Below are 18,512 nucleotides of genomic sequence, written 5' to 3'. Positions count from 1 at the left end.
TGGGATAAAACGTGAAAAAAACAATAAAGCAGTTAGCTACATGGTTAAAAATAGATGAGCAAACACATGAGGATGTTGTTGTAACAGGTGTTTCAATTGATACTCGTACAATTCAAGCTGGAGATTTATTTGTGCCATTTCGAGGTGAATCAGTGAATGGTCATAAATTTGTTGAGCAAGCATTTGAAAAAGGGGCTGCTGCTTCCTTATGGCTTAACGATGAGCCAAATCCACCAGAGGATCTGCCGTTAATTTTTGTTGATGATGCTGAGCAAGCGTTGCAACAAATGGCTATTGCTTATCGCAGTGAGCATAAGGCGACATTTATCGGTATTACCGGCTCAAATGGCAAAACTTCTGCTAAAGATATCGTAGCGAGTGCATTAGCGCCATATTTTAAAGTGCAAAAAACAATCGCCAATTTCAATAACCAGTTAGGGCTGCCACTTACTATTTTACAGCTTGATGAAGATACGGAAATATCAGTGCTAGAGATGGGCATGAGTGGTTTTGGTGAAATTGAGCTTTTAGCCCGTATTGCGCGTCCACATTTGGCCATTATTACAAATATTGGTGAAGCGCATATGCAAGATTTAGGCTCGCGTGCGGGCATTGCACAAGCGAAATATGAAATTACGCAAGGCTTACTCGAAGAGGGCTTCCTTATTTACGATGGAGACGAACCGTTATTGTGCAATTTAGTGGCGGAGGATGCCTATACGGAGGCAAAAGCATTTGGCTTTAATACGAAGCATGAGCTCTATGCCACTCATATTACAGCTACGGAAGAGGGCAGTAGCTTTACGGTAGATGGTTTAATACAAGGCGATTTTACAATTCCTATTTTAGGTAAGCATCAAGTGAAAAATACGTTAGCTGCGATGCTTATATGTAAAGCGATGAATTTAACAGATGAGCAAATTCGCACAGCACTGGCACAAATTGAATTAACAAATATGCGTATGCAATTAGTGCCAAAGGGTACATTATTATTTATAAATGATGCCTATAATGCTGCACCAACATCAATGCGCGCAGCAGTTGATTTTATGCAAACAACGACTATCCGACCTGAAAAATGGCTTGTGCTTGGTGACATGCTTGAGCTTGGAGATGACGAGCAAGCCTTCCATGAAAATATGGCGAAATATATAGATAAAGCGGCTGTACAATACATTTGTTTATATGGTACTCGCATGAAATGGCTATACGATAAACTGGCCGCAACATTTGATGCGCAGCATATAATCTATAGCGAGACAGACTATATGCCAATCGTTGAAAAAATACAGGCTGATGCTAGTGAGCAGTCCATTATTTTATTAAAGGGCTCGCGCGGCATGAAGCTCGAAACAATTTTGACTTATTTGTCGTAAAGTTGAACGTAAGTAGCTAAGTCTATGGCAATCTTATATTTGATTTCCAAAAGCGAGTGACTGGCAAATCGCTTTAGCATATTGTGTTGTCCATGAATGCGGGGTTAGCATGTTAGGAAATATTTCTGACATGCTATTTTGTTTCTGCAAATTGGGCAATATAAGGTGAAACTTCAATCAGTGCCCCCGCTGAACCAATCGGGCAATTATGGGAAGTTAATCATCCTTAGCGAATTTTCACTTAAGTCTTGAAGTGAGAGTCGTAATGCCCGTTAATGTGGGGTAAAAGAGATAGAAAGGTTGGTGTTGCAAGGTGAAGCAAGGAATTTTATTACTGCATGGCTTTTCGGGTGGACCATATGAAATCGAGCCCTTAACAGAATATTTACGGCAGCATATGAAATGTGACATTGTGACACCTACTTATTGTGGGCACGGTGAGGAACTTTCTATGCGTGGCTATAAGGCACAGCACTGGTTAATGGATGCGGAAATTGCCTATCGCCAGCTAGCTAAAAAGGTCGATGAGATTACGGTTATTGGCTTTTCGATGGGCGGTGTTATCGCTTTATATTTAGCAAAGCGTTACCCTGTGAAAAAACTAGTACTATTAAGTGCTGCCATTAAGTATATGAGCCCAGTCCAAATGTTAGAGGATTTGCGCCAAATGGCAAAAGAGGCAGTAAAAGGACATTTAAAAAATAATGAATTATTTCAACGCTATGAGCGCAAACTAATGACTGTCCCACTAAGTTCGATGGTTGAATTTATGCGCATTGTGAAAAAGGTCGAGCCTTATATTGGGCATATCAATGTGCCCACATTTATTATCCAAGGAGAGAAGGACGGCATTGTTCCGCATATCGCAGCCCATTTTTTATTTGACAGTATTCCAACGGAAGAGAAGCATTTATTTTTATCGGCAAATGGTAAACATCATATTTGTTATAGCGATGATTGTGAAGAATGGTTTTGTGAGGTGCTGGCATTTCTTTGCACAACGTAAAAAGTCAGATTATTAAGTTAAGCATTATCATTGCATACTGTCTGTGCACGTGATAGACTATGTAAAGCAATGGATACATTTTGTGCGAAGACTCTTCAGATTACATAGTGAAGAGTGCTTTTTTTTGAATTTAACGGTTTCATTCTATAGTTTTCATATTTGATGTTGATTACCTAAGTAGAATTAAACCGCTCGGCAACGACCGGGCTTTCCTTTTCATATTAAGAAAGCTTCTGCGCAATGTTCAGGAAGCGCAGAGAGAATTTTTACGTAACGGAAACCGTTCCACATATAGGCTCGATTTTGCCGACACTTCATCTGAAAATGTAACCATTTGTCAACTTATAAGGAAAAAAGGAGATTGAAGAGTTTGACAAATTTTTCAGAATTAAATATTAGTGAATCTACATTACGCTCAGTGAAGCGTATGGGATTTGAAGAAGCAACACCAATCCAGGAAGGTACAATTAAATTTGCATTAGATGGTCGCGATATACTTGGCCAAGCACAAACTGGTACTGGTAAAACTGCCGCATTTGGTATTCCTCTAATTGAGAAAATTGACCCTAAAAACCCAAACATCCAAGCATTAGTTATTGCTCCAACTCGTGAATTAGCAATTCAAGTTTCGGAAGAGCTTTATAAAATCGGATATGATAAGCGTGTGAAGTTATTATCTGTATACGGTGGTCAGGAAATCGGGCGCCAAATTCGTGCATTGAAAAACAGACCACAAATTATCGTTGGTACACCGGGACGTATTATTGACCATATTAATCGCCGTACATTAAAGCTTGAAGATGTGCAAACATTAGTACTTGATGAAGCGGATGAAATGTTAAATATGGGCTTTATCGATGATATTAATTCGATTTTAGAAAATGTACCATCAAATCGCCAAACATTACTATTCTCAGCAACGATGCCTCCAGCGATTCGCAAAATTGCGGAAACATTCATGCAGGAGCCAGAAATCGTAAAAATTAAGGCAAAAGAATTAACGGTTGATAATATCGAGCAATATTTTGTAAAAGCACAAGAGCGTGAAAAATTCGATATTTTATGTCGCGTTATTAATGTGCACCAACCAGAATTAGCAATTATTTTTGGTCGTACAAAGCGTCGAGTTGATGAGTTAACGCAAGCATTAAACTTACGTGGTTATAATGCAGAAGGGATTCATGGTGATTTAAGCCAAGCGAAACGTATTTCTGTATTGCGTCAATTCAAAGAAAACCAAATCGATATTCTTGTGGCGACAGATGTTGCAGCGCGTGGTCTTGATATTTCAGGTGTAACGCATGTTTACAACTTTGATATTCCACAGGACCCAGAAAGCTATGTACACCGTATTGGTCGTACTGGTCGTGCTGGTAAGTCAGGTCTTGCTGTTACATTCGTCACACCGCGTGAGATGGGCTATTTACGCATCGTTGAAGAAACGACGAAAAAGCGTATGACACCATTAAAGCCACCTACAACGAGTGAAGCATTAGTAGGTCAACAACAGCAATCAGTTGAACACTTAGTGGAATTAGTGCAATCTGCTGAGCTTAGCGATTACCGCTTATTGGCGGAGGAACTATTAGAAAATTATAATGCAGTTGATTTAATCGCTGCGGCATTAAAATCTGTGACACGTGAGCCAGATGCAACACCTGTAACAATTACAGAAGAGCGTCCATTGCCGATGCGCCGTGAGCGTGGTTCACAACAAGGTCGTGGTGGCAGTGGTCGCAATGACCGCAACCGCCGTAATGACCGTGGTGGTAGCCGTGACCGTGGACGCGACCGCAATCGTCCATCGTCAGACCGCAACCGTGACCGCCGTCGTGAAAGCAGCGGAAGCCGCCGCCCACGCCGTCGCGAAGACTAGTCATTAGAGTGCCAGGCACAAAAACAATTCTGAATTGTTTGCGTGCCTGGCACTTTTAAATTTTTTTGAAACAAATATAGTATTCATACGTATAATGGAAGGGAGAGGAAGTGGAGAAATGAGAACGGAACCAAAATATCAAATTCCTAAAAAAGGATTAACCGTTTGGCGACTATACGGCATACTAGAAACACTAGTAGCTATTATCATTGCTGGAGCAGTTAGTTTTGCTACATACTATTTTGAATGGCCGAAATATATTTATTTTATAGCTGCGGCGATTGTTATTATAATCGCCTTATTAGAAATATGGATTTTTCCAAATATCCGTTGGCGTATTTGGCGTTATGAAGTGCGTGAGCAGGAGATTGAAATTCAAAGTGGCTTGTTTATTGTCAAACGTACACTAATACCAATGGTGCGTGTACAGCATGTAGATACAGGACAAGGTCCAATATTAAAAAAATATGATTTGGCGAATATTTCAATCTCCTCTGCTGCAACAACGCATGTGATTCCGATGTTAATTACGGCAGATGCAGACGAACTGCGTGCTAAAATTTCGGAACTGGCAAGGGTGGCGGAAGAAGATGTCTAAATATAAATTGCATCCTGTATCGGCTATTATTAACTGTGCAAAAGCTTTAAAGGACTCGTTAATTCCAATTGTTATCATTGTTGTAGCAAACGGCTTTAATTTTAGCTTGAATTTTCGTGACGAGCGCTTCTTTCAATCAATGATACCGCTTATCATCTTATCAGCTATTATTCTTTTCTCATTTTTCAATGGCATTATTAAATGGTGGACATTTACTTATTGGTTTGAGGATAATGAGCTGCGGGTTCAGCACGGCTTATTTATTAAAAAGAAGCGCTTTATCCCATATGACCGTATTCAAAGCTTAAATTATAAAGAAGGTATTTTTCACCGTATTTTTGGTTTAGTGCAGGTGTCGGTTGAAACAGCAGGTAATAAGTCTGGAAAGGCAGAGGCTGAGCTTACAGCTATTACACGCGAGGCTGCAGATTTTATTGAAAATGAAACAAAAAAAATAAAAATAGCACAGCATGTTGTAGAAGGTGAGGAGTTACAGGCAGCACGCCTCATTCATAAAATGTCACCAAAGGATTTAGTGGTTTTAGCAACTACTTCGAATAGTATTGGGGTTGTATTAGCTGGGGTATTGGCTGTTGTTTCGCAGTTTTCGGAGTTTATTCCGTATGATTGGATTTATGAAGAGATGGCGCAATTATTACGCTTTGGCTTTTTATTAATTGTTATACTTGCTATTTTTGGTTTATTAATTGCATGGCTAGTATCTGTAGTAATTACATTTATTAACTATTATAATTTTGAAGTATCTGAGGAAAATGAGCGTCTTATTATAACGCGTGGTTTATTAGAGAAAAAACGTATTACGATTCCTTTAAATCGTGTACAAGCAATTAAAATTGTTGAAAACCCATTTAGACAAATATTTGGCTTAGCGGCGGTGATTGTAGAAAGTGCTGGGGGTGGCTTTGGAGGAGAAAAAGATAAAACAGTTGTCTTATTTCCTTTAATTTCAAGAAAGAAAATGGCACAGCCATTGCAGCAGCTATTTCCTCATTTTGACTTGAATTTAGAGGAAGCGATACGACCACCAAAGCGTGCACGACCGTACTTTTATCGGATTGACTTTGTATGGCTTGTCCCGCTAATGGCTGCATTATCATACTTCTTTTTCCCGTACGGTATGCTGTCTTTATTATTAATAATACCTGTATTGCTGTTAGGGCTATGGCAATTTAAAACAGCTCGCTTTAAAATTTCAAGTGAGCAAATTACGATTATGTATAGAACGATTAGTCGCGTAACGTTTATTGCAGAAAAACGCCGCATTCAAATTGCGGAGCAACAGCAAAATTATTTCCAAAAGAGAAAAAGTGTTGCATCAGCAAAAATTGTTGTGATGTCAGGTGCGACAGGGGCATCTGCGAAGGCTTATCATATGGATGAGCAATGCATTGATGAGTTAATGCGCTGGTATGAGCGTTAAGTTTTCCAGCTCATAATACGAAATAAAACGACTGTTAGAAGAGCGTGCATTTGCAATGCTCTTCTGACAGTCGTTTGTATGTCAAAAAAGAAATCAATTAGCAGCCCGGTATTATTGTCGCCAACGTAGCATATTTTTAGGCTTAAAATAAAATAGCCCTAGTGCAAAGCCTGTGACTAGTCCACCTAGGTGACTGGCGATATTAATATTTGGCTGTAAAAACGTCATGATTACACTAATGACGATGATTGGAAGAATAATTTGGCGAAGCTGTGGCATGACATGTCGCATATAGAATAAAAGTCCTCCGAACGCCCCGATAATACCAAAAATTGCCCCGCTAGCCCCAACGCTCGCATAGTCTGCATCCTGTGTTACGAATGTAACGATGCCTCCGAAAATGCCTGCAAGAAAATAAATTGTTAGAAAGCGCATTTTGCCAGCGATTTTTTCTAGCTCAGGCCCAAATAAAAAAAGTGAAAACATATTAAATAAAATATGCAAAAAGCCTGCATGCAAAAACATGGACGTAATCATCCGCCACCATTCTCCTGCAGCGATTAAGCCATTGTGGCTAACACCCGCATAAAAAAGCTCAGTGCCAAGACCGGGAATGCGTGTGACAAGATGAGCTATAATATTTAAAGCAATAATAGTTGAAACGACGGGATACATTTTAATATACTGTTGAAAACTTTCTCTACGAATAAACATTTTTCCACCTCGATGTTAATTATACATTGGTTAGGATAAATAATGAAAGGAATAACATGGCGATGATTAAAGGAATTGGATTAGACATCATTGAGCTAACACGCATTGAAAAAGCGATGCAACGCTCTGAAAAATTTATGCTACGCATTTTAACACCTCGTGAGCAAATGCTTTTTGCAAAGCTATCTACTGCAAGACAGGTAGAATTTTTGGCAGGGCGTTTTGCGGCAAAGGAGGCCTATGCAAAGGCCAATGGTACAGGCATTGGCAAAGGCTGTGAATTACAGCAAATTGAAATTTTAAAAAACAAGCAAGGTGCACCCGAATTATTTTTTGATGCTAAGCGTGTAAAGGGCTTTGTAACAATTACCCATACACAAACAGTAGCAGCTGCTCAAGTTGTCTTAATGGAATAAGACATATTTTGACGTAACACTCCATATGCTGAATTACTAGAGCGAAAGTGGAGAAAGGGTGGGATTGTGCACTACCGAAAAATCATTTTTATGATTGGCTGTTGTATTTTCCTTTTGGCGGCATGTGGTAAAGCATCGCAAGAGGACGTTGTGAAAAAAATTGGAGAAAAATGGGGAGAAACAAAGGGCTACGAATTAACTGCTTCAATGGAAATTAAGACTGGCAATGAGCCTCGTGCATATGATGTGAAAGTGTGGCATACCAAGCCTGACTTTTACAAAGTGGAAGTAACCGCGCAAAATGAGGATATTACACAAATGATTGTTCGAAATGAGGAAGGAGTATTCGTCGTTACACCAGCGCTATCGAAAACATATAAATTTCAAAGTGATTGGCCGAAGCAAAATAGCCAAGCGTACTTAATTGGCGCATTGGCAGAAGATATACAAGCCGATAAAGGGTTGCAAATGGAAAATGGCGAGGATACTTATATTTTTACCGCGGCGACACGTAACTCGGACAAAACAGGTATGTCAACACAGCTAGTAACGGTGGATAAAAAATCAATGCTCCCAAAAAGTGTAGCAATTTTAAATGAGGCAGGCGAGGAACAAATTTCAATTACTTTTAATGATGTTAAATTAGGCGTAACACATAAGGCAGAGGACTATGCTGTTGAAAAATTTCAAGAAAATAAAGAAAAAGAAGCAGCAAGTGCCGATATAACAAATAGTGAGGCGTTTCAAACGCATTATCCAATACTGCAATGGGATCATACGAAGTTAGTTGATTCACAAACGATTCGAGAAGATGGAATAGAGCGTGTTATTTTAACATTTGAAGGTGAAAAAGCATTCACATTGATGCAGCAGCCTGCTGTACCAATAGATTCGACTGTACCTGTCTTTGCTCCTGGAGATCCGGCTGATTTAGGGTTTGCTATTGGTGCAATTACAGATAATTCGATTAGCTGGGAACGTGACGGCATATCATTTTTCATTGCTTCTAGTAAGATGACAAGAGAAGAACTGATTGAAGTAGCAGCTTCTGTTACATCTGGTGAAATGAAGTAGATTAGTTGTTCAGTAATAGCCCTTATTTTAATTTAGTAGGTGGCAATACTACTTGTTGACGCGGTAATTATGTATGGATTTTTATATCTATACATAATTACGCTGAAAAAGGGCTATTACTACTTAAATGTTTAGAATTTGAGTAAAGAGGGTACAAAGCATATGGGAGAAATTCAATATTACCGTCCAACGAAAGCGATAATTGATTTACGAGCTATTCAAAAAAACATCACACAACTAAAAAAACACCTACAACCAGATGTGCAAATCATAGCTGTTATAAAAGCGAATGGCTATGGTCATGGGGATATAGCCGTTGCACAAGCTGCATTGCAGGCAGGCGCTACAATATTGGCGGTTGCTACACCTGAAGAGGCCGTTCATGTTCGTTCGCATATAGCTACTGCTGACATATTAGTACTCGGAGCAAGCCCTGTTTCATTTGTTACTTATGCTGCTGAAAATAATATTTCTCTTACTGTTTTTTCGAAAGAGTGGGTCGAGCAAGCAGCACTATTCCACTTAACAAACAAATTAAAGCTACATATAAAAATTGACACAGGCATGGGGAGAATTGGTGTTACTTCTATACAGAAGCTGCAACTTTTGCAAGAAGCGATTGTCGCAGCAGGGCAAATGGAGATAGATGGAGTATTCACCCATTTCGCAACTGCCGATGAGGAAAATACAGGGCATTTCGAACAGCAAGTAGAGCTGTTTCACGATATGTTGAAAGTGCTAGCTGTTAAGCCGCGCATCATACATGTAGCTAATACTGCGACAGTATTAGTCAAAGACAAATCGCTTCAATATGATGCGATAAGATTCGGTATTTCAATGTATGGCTTAGCACCTTCTCATTATGTAGCAAAATATCTACCATTCCCTTTGAAGCCTGCGCTGTCATTGGAAACAGAATTAGTACATGTTAAAGAGCTAGCGGCAGGACAAACTGTTGGATATGGCGCAACTTATACGGCAGAAGAGGATGTTTTTATCGGCACATTGCCGATAGGCTATGCAGATGGGCTACTTCGTAAATTAACAGGACAAACAGTATTAATTGACGGACAGCGCGCTCCGATAGTTGGTCGAATTTGCATGGATCAATGTATGATTTTACTTCCAAAAGCATATACTGTTGGAGAGAAAGTGACATTAATAGGTACACAACAAAATGTAACGATCTCACTAGATGAATGGGCAAATAAGCTCGAGACAATCAATTATGAAATACCATGTATTATAACAAACCGGGTGCCGAGGATATATACTAGCTAAAATAATTGTACTTTCGACAAAAACCGCTTTTAAAACAGAGTTTGTCAGTTTTTTAGATTTCTTGTCTTTTCATTGCATGTATTCAGTGATAGAATGAAATTATGAAAAGCAGAAGTTTTGCGGTCTTTTGTGGAGGTGCTTGTTGTGTACACGAAAAATAGAGAGAATATAAATTCTTCAAACGGGCCATTACTAGGAATTGAACAAATATTTGCCCAAAGCGATTTCTATAATGGCGAAATGCTGTATGTTTCAACATCTAAACGAGTGAAGCAGACACAACCAAATCAAATACGGGAAGCTTTAGAAAAGGGCTATGTGGAAATGTCGCATATTAATCTGATGATTTGCAGCGAATGCCTGCATGCAGAATATGAAGCGGAACATATGGTGGAGCGGCGTCTCGTTAGCGGGGGATGACAATTTGAGCGTAAAACGTGGAGACGTTTTTTTTGCAGATCTATCACCTGTTATAGGCTCAGAGCAAGGTGGTACAAGACCTGTACTGATTATTCAAAATGATATTGGTAATAGATTTAGTCCAACTGTCATTATAGCTGCTATTACTGCGCAAATTCAAAAAGCAAAATTACCTACTCATGTCGAAATCGATGCCAAGAAGTATGGCTTTGAACGCGATTCGGTAATTTTGCTTGAGCAATTGCGTACTATTGATAAATCACGGTTAACAGACCGTATTACACAGCTTGATGATGAATTAATGGAAAAAGTTGATATGGCATTAGGTATTAGTTTAGGCCTCGTAAGTTTTTAATACATAATTACAAAACACCGTTGCGGTTGCAGCGGTGTTTTGTTTTGGAGAAAATCGCCTTCATATAAGGGAAGGTTAATTTTTATTAAAAGATCTGCTTAATTCCCCGTTTTTAAACTTCTAAAATGAGCAGATTTCTCTTTAAAATAGCTGTACTTTCAATGAGATTGATTATGAAATGTTCGAAAAGCAGTGCCTCCGAATGCTTCTACAAATAAATTTTACAAAATATGATTATACGGTATAGTTAAAATAGACATTCACTTCTTTCAGCGATGTTTTTGCGACGAGTGACCGTAGGGGCCAAATTCTTTTTGTATCGAAAGCGAAGCGCCAGATACAGGAGTCTCTCAGGTCTACAAGTAGCGAGTGAATACAAGCAATAGACCCATTTCAGCGGGTATCTAAACATCCGCTAACAAAGAGGAACTCAGTCTAAGACCATCGCATACTCAGGTAACGACTGAGTAATCAACATCGTGTTGGCTAGACTTGCAGCGGATGTTGCAGATTTTGAAGGGAGGCTTGCATGATGCAGGTCAGTTAATCATTGTCGCAGGACGTGACAATAATTAACTTCCACCAGTGAACTCAAAAAATTGGGACTAGAGTTAGCAGAGGCGTAATTGATAATGTGATTGAAGGGCAGTGAGTATATGAAATCAACAGTAAATATTACAACTGAATGGGATATTGTTACTGCACGTGAAATAGGGCGCAACGAAGCAAAACGAATAGGCTTTGATACTGTGAATCAAGCTCGTATTACGACAGTTATTAGCGAACTGGCACGCAATATTTATTTATATGCCAGTGTTGGAACGATTACAATAGAAAAAATAGAAGAAGATGGCAAAATTGGTTTAGCGATAACCGCAACTGACCAAGGACCGGGTATCGAGGATGTACGCACTGTAATGCAGGATGGCTTTTCAACATCAGGTAGCATTGGTGCAGGCTTACCAGGTGTTAAAAGATTAATGGATGATATAGAGATTCAATCACAATTAGAAGAAGGGACAACTGTTCGCGTAAAAAAATGGTTGTGATAGGGAACATTGTATGAGAGAACTAAAAATTCAATATAAAAAAATTCTCACAGACTATATTGAAAATCAATCAGAGCGAAATTTGTATATTGGGCAAAGCTTTATTCGACAATTGATTCAAAAAAATATAGCACCAGAAGAAGTAATACATATGCATAAGCAAGTAATGGAAGAAATATTTCCAGAGCTGCCTGCGGTGAGTAAGGACGGCTATGATTTTTTAATCGAAATAATGGTTTATTTCGGCTTAACTTTAAAAGAGCATCAAATTTTACTAGAGCAACAGGAAGAAATGCGGATTGAAATGAATGTAGCGGCTAAAATTCAAAGCGTTCTATTAAAAACGACAGTACCGCAAATTGATGCCATCGATATTGGAATGATTTCTATCCCGATACGCAAAATGAACGGTGATTACGTTCATTTTTCAATAGATGAACAAAATTATGTAGGGGTAGCTGTAACGGACGTTGTTGGGAAAGGTGTGCCTGCTGCGCTTTGTATGTCGATGGTGAAGTATGGGCTCGACACGCTGGAGTATGCAGAAACTAACCCCGCCTATGTACTAGAAGTATTGAATCGCATTATTGAAAAAAGCGTAGATGACAGCATGTTCGTTTCAATGTTTTATGGGCGACTTGATTTAGTGCGAAGCATATTTACATATGGCTCGGCAGGGCATGAGCCAGCTATTTATTACAATGCTGCGGATAATGCATTCTATGGTTTAGGGGCAAAGGGGTTGCTGCTAGGTATTATGCCTGAAATGAAATATGAGCAAACTGAGATTCCGCTTTATGAAGGCGACTTTATTATTATGATGACAGATGGTGTCACAGAATTTCGCCATGATGAAGAAATCGATTCAAGAAAAATTATTGAGCAGTTAGCTCTTACGCATCGCCATTTAAGTGCGCAAGAAATGTGTGAAAAATTATATGAAGAATTGCAGGAATTGCAAGAGGATGGATTGGATGATGATTTTACTGTCGTCATTTTAAAAAAATAAATGCGCAAGTAACGTTTAAAATCTTGAGGAAAGGGAATCGTTGTATAGGTTATGACGGAGGTGCTTTAAAGGTATGAATATAAATGTGCAGTTTCAAAAGGATGGGCAAGTAATAAATGGATATATTGATGGTGAAATCGATACGTATACTGCCCCTATTTTACGTGAGGAACTAGAGGCTCTTGAGATTGAGAAAGACTCATTAGTCCAACTAGATTTATCGAAGGTTAGCTATTTAGACAGCACAGGTTTAGGGATTTTCGTTGCATTTTATAAAAGAGTAGTGAAAGAAAATGCGCATTTTAAACTAGTTGGCTTAACAGCTCGCCTAGTTCGTTTATTTGAAATTACTGGTTTAAGTGAGCTAATGGACATCGAAACGAATACAAAGGTGGAGTTTAATAATGAAAGCATTTGATTATATTGAAATAAGAGTTCCCGCTAAACCGCAATATGTCAGTGTTATTCGTTTAACGATTTCAGGTTTGGCGCTACGTCTCGGCTTTAGTTATGACGAAATTGAAGATTTGAAAATTGCGACAGGTGAAGCTGTTACAAATGTCGTTCATCATGCTTATCACGATGCAGAAGAGGGCGAAATTGTCATTGGTTGCGCATTATTCGACAATAAAATCGAAATCATGGTAGCTGATTATGGCAATAGCTTTAATTTTGAAGAAATTAAATCGAAAATCGGCCCGTACAATGAAAATGAAAAAGTATCGATGCTACGTGAAGGGGGCTTAGGACTCTATTTAATGCAAGCGTTAATGGATGAAGTAAAGGTGAACAATGAGGGCGGCGTCACTGTTTTCATGACAAAGTATGTCACAAGAGAGCAGGTGGAGGAATATGACGAGAGAATCATTACCTAATGAAACCTCAAATGAAGAGGTGCTTCGATGGATTGCGCAATATCAAGCCACAAAGGACGATACCGCCCAAACAGAACTAGTGCTTCATTATCAACAATTAGTAGAGGCATTAGCGCGTAAATATGCTGCTGGCAAAACTTATTATGAGGATACTGTACAGGTTGGTATGCTTGGTTTACTTGGAGCGATGCAGCGCTTCGATACGACTGTGGGACGAAGCTTTGAGGCATTTGCAATACCTACTATTATCGGCGAAATTAAGCGTTTTTTACGCGATAAGACTTGGGATGTGCACGTACCGCGCCGCATTAAAGAATTAGGCCCACGTATCAAATCGACAGTGGAGCATTTAACGACAGAGCTTCAGCGCTCGCCTTCAATTCTAGAAATAGCTACCTATTTGGAGGTGGGGGAAGAGGAGGTGCTTGAAGCAATGGAAATGGGGCGCGGTTACCAAGCGCTTTCAATGGACCATGCGATAGAATCGGATTCAGATGGGAGCACAGTAACATTGTTCGATGTTGTTGGAAAAGAGGATTTGGAGTTCGAAACGGCAAATCGCCGAATCATTGTGTCTGAAATTATGCATGTTTTGAATGAGCGTGAGCAACAAGTAATCGAGCTTACATATTTAAAGCAGCTTAGTCAAAAAGAGGCGGGAGACCAACTGGGTATTTCGCAAATGCATGTGTCCAGAATTCAAAGAGCAGCGATAAAAAAATTACAAGATGCTGTTGCAACAGTCAATAATAGTTAAAATAAAATCAGCGTGTTAGAATAAAGTGATAGGGCAATCAATAGATTGTTAGCTCTCACGAATCATATTTGCATAGGCAGTTCATTGCCCACTTACAGCTTTGAAGTGGGGAGTCTTGTATCTGATGCTTTGCTATCGATAGGGACAAACTGTTCTTGTATGGTTCATTCTAGCGCGCTGATTTTTTGTTAGCGTGAATTTTGTAAGAAGGAACGTGATCAATTTGGACAACAAACAAATGTTTAAGCTAATTGCAGCAGACACAAACGTCTTACCACATCAAGTAGAAGCGGTTATCAAGTTACTTGAAGATAGCAATACCGTACCGTTTATTGCCCGTTACCGAAAGGAAGCAACTGGCTCTTTAGATGAAGTGGAAATTAAAGCAATTGACGACCGTTATCAATATATCCAACAGCTTGAAAAAAGAAAAGAAGAGGTATTACGCTTAATTGATGAACAAGGTAAGCTGACAGAAGAATTGCAGCATGCAATTCAAACTGCAACAGTTCTTCAACGTATAGAAGATTTATATCGACCATATAAACAAAAGCGCAGAACGAAGGCGACGATTGCTAAGGAGAGCGGCTTAGAACCACTTGCAGATTTGATGATGCAATTTACAAATAGCGATATAGAGGAACAAGCACAAAACTTTGTAAATGAAGAAAAGGCGGTGTTGACTGTTGAAGATGCTTTGGCAGGGGCCCGTGCAATTTTAGCGGAACGCTTTGCAGATGACGCGTCGATTCGAGAGCGTTTGCGCAAACTTTCATGGCGTGAGGGGAAAATTGAAACAGCAAGCAAAAACGAAGCTAAGGATGAAAAGCATGTTTTTGAAATGTATTACAGCTACGAGGAGCCAATTAATCGCATCGTTCCGCACCGTATTTTAGCGATTAATCGCGGGGAAAAAGAAGAGATATTAAAAGTATCGATTGTTGTGCCAGTAGAGCGTGCAACGCAAATAATGGAAAACGAATGGATTCCAAAGAATCGTTCATGTTCTTCTATCGCTCAAGTAAAGGAGGCGATTGCTGACAGCTATAAACGTTTAATTCAGCCCTCTATTGAAAGGGAGTTGCGCAATGAGCTTTCTGAAAAGGCGGAGGCGCAGGCGATTCATATTTTTGCAGAAAACTTGCGGAATTTATTGTTGCAGCCACCGATGCGCGGCAAAATGGTTCTTGGCGTTGACCCTGCTTATCGCACAGGCTGTAAGCTAGCAGTTGTAGATGAAACGGGAAAAATGTTAGAAGTGACAGTGATTTATCCACATCCGCCAAAGCCTGATGTTGCCAAATCGAAAAAAGTAGTTAATGAAATACTAGACCATTATCCAATTGGGATTATTGCGATAGGAAACGGTACTGCCTCACGTGAAACAGAGCAATTCATTGCAGATGTAATAAAGGAGCGGGAGACAACAGATATAGCGTATGTTATTGTCAACGAGGCAGGCGCCTCGGTATACTCAGCATCTGATGTAGCACGTGCAGAATTCCCCGACTTACAAGTTGAGCAGCGCAGCGCGGTATCCATCGCACGCCGCTTACAAGACCCATTATCAGAGCTAGTGAAAATCGAACCAAAGGCAGTAGGAGTTGGACAATATCAGCATGATGTATCGCAAAAACAACTAGCGGAATCCTTAACATTTATAGTGGAGACAGCGGTAAACCAAGTAGGGGTAGACGTTAATACAGCATCAGCATCCCTGTTGCAGTATGTGTCGGGCTTATCAAAAACGGTTGCAGAAAATATTGTCAATGCGCGTAGCGAAAGTGGGAAATTTACTTCACGTGCACAATTGAAGAAAATTCCTCGCCTCGGTGCTAAAACTTATGAGCAGGCAATCGGTTTTTTACGTATTGTAGATGCTAAAAACCCGCTGGATGCAACGGGCATCCACCCTGAAAGCTATGCGTTAGCAGAGCAAATTTTACAAATGGCAAACTTAACGAAGAAGGATGTAGGGACTGAAAAGGCTGAACATGCAATTTCAGCGCTTTCGATTGAGGAAATAAGTGAAGCCTTAAATATCGGAGAAGTAACAGTAAAGGATTTAGTAGATACACTAATGAGGCCTACCCGTGATCCACGTGATGCATTCCCTCAGCCATTATTAAAAACAGATGTTTTACAAATGGAAGATTTAAAAGTAGGAATGGAATTACAAGGAACGGTACGAAATGTAGTTGATTTCGGTGCCTTTGTAGATATTGGTGTTAAGCAGGATGGTCTTGTACACATATCCAAATTGCAAAAACGCCGAATCAAACACCCGCTTGAAGTTGTTGCACTTGGGGATATTGTGACAGTTTGGGTAGAAAAGGTAGAAGTAGACAAGGGGCGCATTTCTTTAACAATGCTACCACCACAGCAAAGCATATAATAAACCGTTAGAAGAGGGCATCTAGAAAGTACACATTTGGCAATTATTCGTCACAGAAAACATGGCTAATGCACAGCTTTCTTGACAGTTCTTTTCATTGCTTAACTTCTTTCAGAAAAATATTTTGTAGCGACGGGTACAGAAATCTTCCATCTCAATAGGTGGCGAGCTGAAAGAAGTTAAAGCCTCCGGCGGATGCCATAAATTTCATGAGATGTGCTTAAAACAAAGTTAGTCAAATTCAAATACAATTACGCTAAGTTGACATTGATTATATGAATTTTTGGAGGTGATAAAGATGGAGGGTTCACAATTGCAGCAATTAGTCGAGCAATTATCGCAGCAATATTTCCAAATGCCTTTTCAGCATAAAGCTTCTTTTAATTCACGCCTAAGAACGACAGGGGGGCGCTATATGCTACATAGTCATAATATCGAAATAAATAAACGTTATTATGAGTACTTTGGTATCGATGAGTTAACCGGGATTATTTTGCATGAGCTTTGTCACTATCATTTACATATCCAAGGTAAAGGCTATCAACATCGGGATGCAGATTTTCGTAACCTATTAAAACAAGTAGGGGCTCCTCGTTTTTGCTCCACAATTAAAAAGGGAGAAAATGGCGAAACAACTTATTATCATTATCGCTGTCTTGACTGTGGACAATTATATAGAAGAAAAAGAAAAGTCAATGTAAAATCCTATTGCTGTAGCAAATGTCGAGGTGCCATTTGCTTAACATAAATAACCTATACTGAGTAGCAGTGGCGAATGTGTTGATTAATTGCTAATTAATCGTTTATAATTGAAAAAAATTTATTACTTCAATCAAACAAAAAATTATTTTCGAAAAATATATAAAAAATGTTGACTATAAGAAATAAGGTGTCTATAATAGAAAAAGTCGGCAAGGTTATTGCTGATTGAATAACAATTAATCCGAAGTAGCTCAGTGGTAGAGCAACCGGCTGTTAACCGGTTGGTCGCAGGTTCGAGCCCTGCCTTCGGAGCCAATGGCCCGTTGGTCAAGTGGTTAAGACACCGCCCTTTCACGGCGGTAACACGGGTTCGAATCCCGTACGGGTCACCATTTGCATTTTACATTTGAATTATTTAAGGTCCCGTGGTGTAGCGGTTAACATGCCTGCCTGTCACGCAGGAGATCGCCGGTTCGATCCCGGTCGGGACCGCCATTTCGATGGGGTATAGCCAAGCGGTAAGGCAACGGATTTTGATTCCGTCATGCCTAGGTTCGAATCCTAGTACCCCAGCCATTTCACGAGCCATTAGCTCAGTCGGTAGAGCATCTGACTTTTAATCAGAGGGTCGAAGGTTCGAGTCCTTCATGGCTCACCATTTTCAACTTATTTATATAGAGTAAACTTAAATAGGAAGTTGAACGCGGTCGTGGCGGAATGGCAGACGCGCTAGGTTGAGGGCCTAGTGGGGGCAACCCCGTGGAGGTTCAAGTCCTCTCGGCCGCACCAAGTAAGATAATAATTTAGCGCCCGTAGCTCAATTGGATAGAGCGTCTGACTACGGATCAGAAGGTTATGGGTTCGACTCCTGTCGGGCGCGCCAAAAAATATGCGGGTGTAGTTTAATGGTAAAACCTCAGCCTTCCAAGCTGATGTCGTGAGTTCGATTCTCATCACCCGCTCCAAAAAAGTGTTGACAAATAAACGAACAATATGTTAAGATTTAATAACTGTCGGTAATGTTTGTGTCGATAGAGTAAAATGAACCTTGAAAACTGAACAAGCAAGACGTGAATGAATAAAGTTTCATTGAATAGATGAAACACAATTTTGGACATCGAATGAAGATGCCAGCAAATGTTTTAATGTATCGAAAGCGAAGCGACAG

18 protein-coding genes and 8 tRNA genes are annotated in these 18,512 nt (G+C 39.7%); 25 read left to right on the top strand and 1 reads right to left on the bottom strand.

Annotation, left to right across the window (positions count from 1 at the left end):
- The first annotated feature begins 11 nt into the window (after positions 1–11).
- The 5 genes from C9J36_RS12430 (at position 12) to C9J36_RS12410 (ending at position 6,297) form a co-directional block, all read left to right on the top strand.
- Positions 12–1,376: a UDP-N-acetylmuramoyl-tripeptide--D-alanyl-D-alanine ligase gene (locus tag C9J36_RS12430; RefSeq protein ID WP_107943338.1), complete on the top strand. Its 1,365-nt coding sequence runs from the start codon at positions 12–14 to the stop codon at positions 1,374–1,376.
- A gap of 313 nt (positions 1,377–1,689) precedes the next feature.
- Positions 1,690–2,382: an alpha/beta hydrolase gene (locus C9J36_RS12425; RefSeq protein ID WP_066169118.1), complete on the top strand. Its 693-nt coding sequence runs from the start codon at positions 1,690–1,692 to the stop codon at positions 2,380–2,382.
- Positions 2,383–2,752: 370 nt separating this feature from the next.
- The gene (gene cshA / locus C9J36_RS12420) at positions 2,753–4,258 is read left to right on the top strand and encodes a degradosome RNA helicase CshA (RefSeq protein ID WP_066169116.1); all 1,506 of its coding nucleotides are present in this window, start codon (positions 2,753–2,755) and stop codon (positions 4,256–4,258) included.
- A 118-nt stretch (positions 4,259–4,376) separates the two neighbouring features.
- A complete protein-coding gene (locus tag C9J36_RS12415; RefSeq protein ID WP_066169114.1) occupies positions 4,377–4,856 on the top strand; it encodes a PH domain-containing protein in 480 nt (159 codons plus the stop codon).
- Complete coding sequence (locus tag C9J36_RS12410; RefSeq protein WP_107943337.1) at positions 4,849–6,297, top strand: PH domain-containing protein; 1,449 nt, start codon at positions 4,849–4,851, stop codon at positions 6,295–6,297. Before C9J36_RS12415 ends, C9J36_RS12410 begins: the two co-directional genes overlap by 8 nt.
- A gap of 111 nt (positions 6,298–6,408) precedes the next feature.
- On the opposite strand, the gene C9J36_RS12405 is transcribed toward C9J36_RS12410, so the two are convergent.
- Entirely contained in the window at positions 6,409–7,011 is a 603-nt protein-coding gene (locus tag C9J36_RS12405) for a rhomboid family intramembrane serine protease (protein WP_107943336.1), read from the bottom strand.
- Positions 7,012–7,073: 62 nt separating this feature from the next.
- Between C9J36_RS12405 and acpS the strand changes: the two genes are divergently transcribed.
- The 20 genes from acpS to C9J36_RS12305 all read left to right on the top strand — a co-directional run bounded on the left by acpS (position 7,074) and on the right by C9J36_RS12305 (position 18,309).
- Positions 7,074–7,427, top strand: coding sequence for a holo-ACP synthase (gene acpS / locus C9J36_RS12400; protein WP_066169110.1), 354 nt, complete (start codon positions 7,074–7,076; stop codon positions 7,425–7,427).
- Between the two features lie 90 nt (positions 7,428–7,517).
- On the top strand, positions 7,518–8,501 hold the full coding sequence (locus tag C9J36_RS12395; RefSeq protein ID WP_066169108.1) for a LolA family protein: 984 nt from the start codon (positions 7,518–7,520) through the stop codon (positions 8,499–8,501).
- A gap of 162 nt (positions 8,502–8,663) precedes the next feature.
- Positions 8,664–9,782, top strand: coding sequence for an alanine racemase (gene alr / locus C9J36_RS12390; RefSeq protein WP_107943335.1), 1,119 nt, complete (start codon positions 8,664–8,666; stop codon positions 9,780–9,782).
- A 198-nt stretch (positions 9,783–9,980) separates the two neighbouring features.
- On the top strand, positions 9,981–10,202 hold the full coding sequence (locus C9J36_RS12385; RefSeq protein WP_235616079.1) for a hypothetical protein: 222 nt from the start codon (positions 9,981–9,983) through the stop codon (positions 10,200–10,202).
- Positions 10,203–10,206: 4 nt separating this feature from the next.
- Positions 10,207–10,557, top strand: a complete 351-nt coding sequence (locus C9J36_RS12380) for a type II toxin-antitoxin system PemK/MazF family toxin (RefSeq protein WP_042476940.1) — start codon at positions 10,207–10,209, stop codon at positions 10,555–10,557.
- A 656-nt stretch (positions 10,558–11,213) separates the two neighbouring features.
- Positions 11,214–11,606 (top strand): anti-sigma regulatory factor, encoded by a 393-nt coding sequence (locus C9J36_RS12375; RefSeq protein ID WP_066169105.1) that lies wholly within the window; start codon positions 11,214–11,216, stop codon positions 11,604–11,606.
- A 13-nt stretch (positions 11,607–11,619) separates the two neighbouring features.
- Complete coding sequence (locus C9J36_RS12370; protein ID WP_107943334.1) at positions 11,620–12,615, top strand: PP2C family protein-serine/threonine phosphatase; 996 nt, start codon at positions 11,620–11,622, stop codon at positions 12,613–12,615.
- A gap of 73 nt (positions 12,616–12,688) precedes the next feature.
- The gene (locus C9J36_RS12365) at positions 12,689–13,033 is read left to right on the top strand and encodes an STAS domain-containing protein (protein ID WP_066169101.1); all 345 of its coding nucleotides are present in this window, start codon (positions 12,689–12,691) and stop codon (positions 13,031–13,033) included.
- Positions 13,020–13,490: an anti-sigma B factor RsbW gene (gene rsbW, locus C9J36_RS12360; RefSeq protein WP_066169099.1), complete on the top strand. Its 471-nt coding sequence runs from the start codon at positions 13,020–13,022 to the stop codon at positions 13,488–13,490. Before C9J36_RS12365 ends, rsbW begins: the two co-directional genes overlap by 14 nt.
- Complete coding sequence (sigB, locus tag C9J36_RS12355; RefSeq protein ID WP_066169097.1) at positions 13,468–14,247, top strand: RNA polymerase sigma factor SigB; 780 nt, start codon at positions 13,468–13,470, stop codon at positions 14,245–14,247. Before rsbW ends, sigB begins: the two co-directional genes overlap by 23 nt.
- A 223-nt stretch (positions 14,248–14,470) precedes the next feature.
- Positions 14,471–16,642 carry a Tex family protein gene (locus tag C9J36_RS12350; protein ID WP_107943333.1) on the top strand — a complete coding sequence of 724 codons (2,172 nt, stop codon included), beginning with the start codon at positions 14,471–14,473 and terminating at the stop codon, positions 16,640–16,642.
- Between the two features lie 298 nt (positions 16,643–16,940).
- Positions 16,941–17,390: a SprT family protein gene (locus C9J36_RS12345; RefSeq protein ID WP_107943332.1), complete on the top strand. Its 450-nt coding sequence runs from the start codon at positions 16,941–16,943 to the stop codon at positions 17,388–17,390.
- A 194-nt stretch (positions 17,391–17,584) separates the two neighbouring features.
- Positions 17,585–17,659, top strand: a tRNA-Asn gene (locus C9J36_RS12340).
- 2 nt (positions 17,660–17,661) lie between these two features.
- Positions 17,662–17,736, top strand: a tRNA-Glu gene (locus tag C9J36_RS12335).
- A 27-nt stretch (positions 17,737–17,763) separates the two neighbouring features.
- Positions 17,764–17,839: transfer RNA gene (locus C9J36_RS12330), tRNA-Asp, on the top strand.
- 6 nt (positions 17,840–17,845) lie between these two features.
- Positions 17,846–17,920: transfer RNA gene (locus C9J36_RS12325), tRNA-Gln, on the top strand.
- 6 nt (positions 17,921–17,926) lie between these two features.
- Positions 17,927–18,002 (top strand) — tRNA-Lys (locus C9J36_RS12320).
- A 45-nt stretch (positions 18,003–18,047) separates the two neighbouring features.
- Positions 18,048–18,133, top strand: a tRNA-Leu gene (locus tag C9J36_RS12315).
- 17 nt (positions 18,134–18,150) lie between these two features.
- A tRNA-Arg gene (locus C9J36_RS12310) sits at positions 18,151–18,227 on the top strand.
- Between the two features lie 8 nt (positions 18,228–18,235).
- Positions 18,236–18,309: transfer RNA gene (locus C9J36_RS12305), tRNA-Gly, on the top strand.
- Positions 18,310–18,512: the final 203 nt, after the last annotated feature.

The sequence above is a fragment of the Metasolibacillus fluoroglycofenilyticus genome (genome assembly GCF_003049645.1).
GTDB lineage: Bacteria > Bacillota > Bacilli > Bacillales_A > Planococcaceae > Metasolibacillus > Metasolibacillus fluoroglycofenilyticus.
Note: the sequence above shows the minus strand (reverse complement) of the source record. Positions and strands in the feature narration are given on the sequence as shown.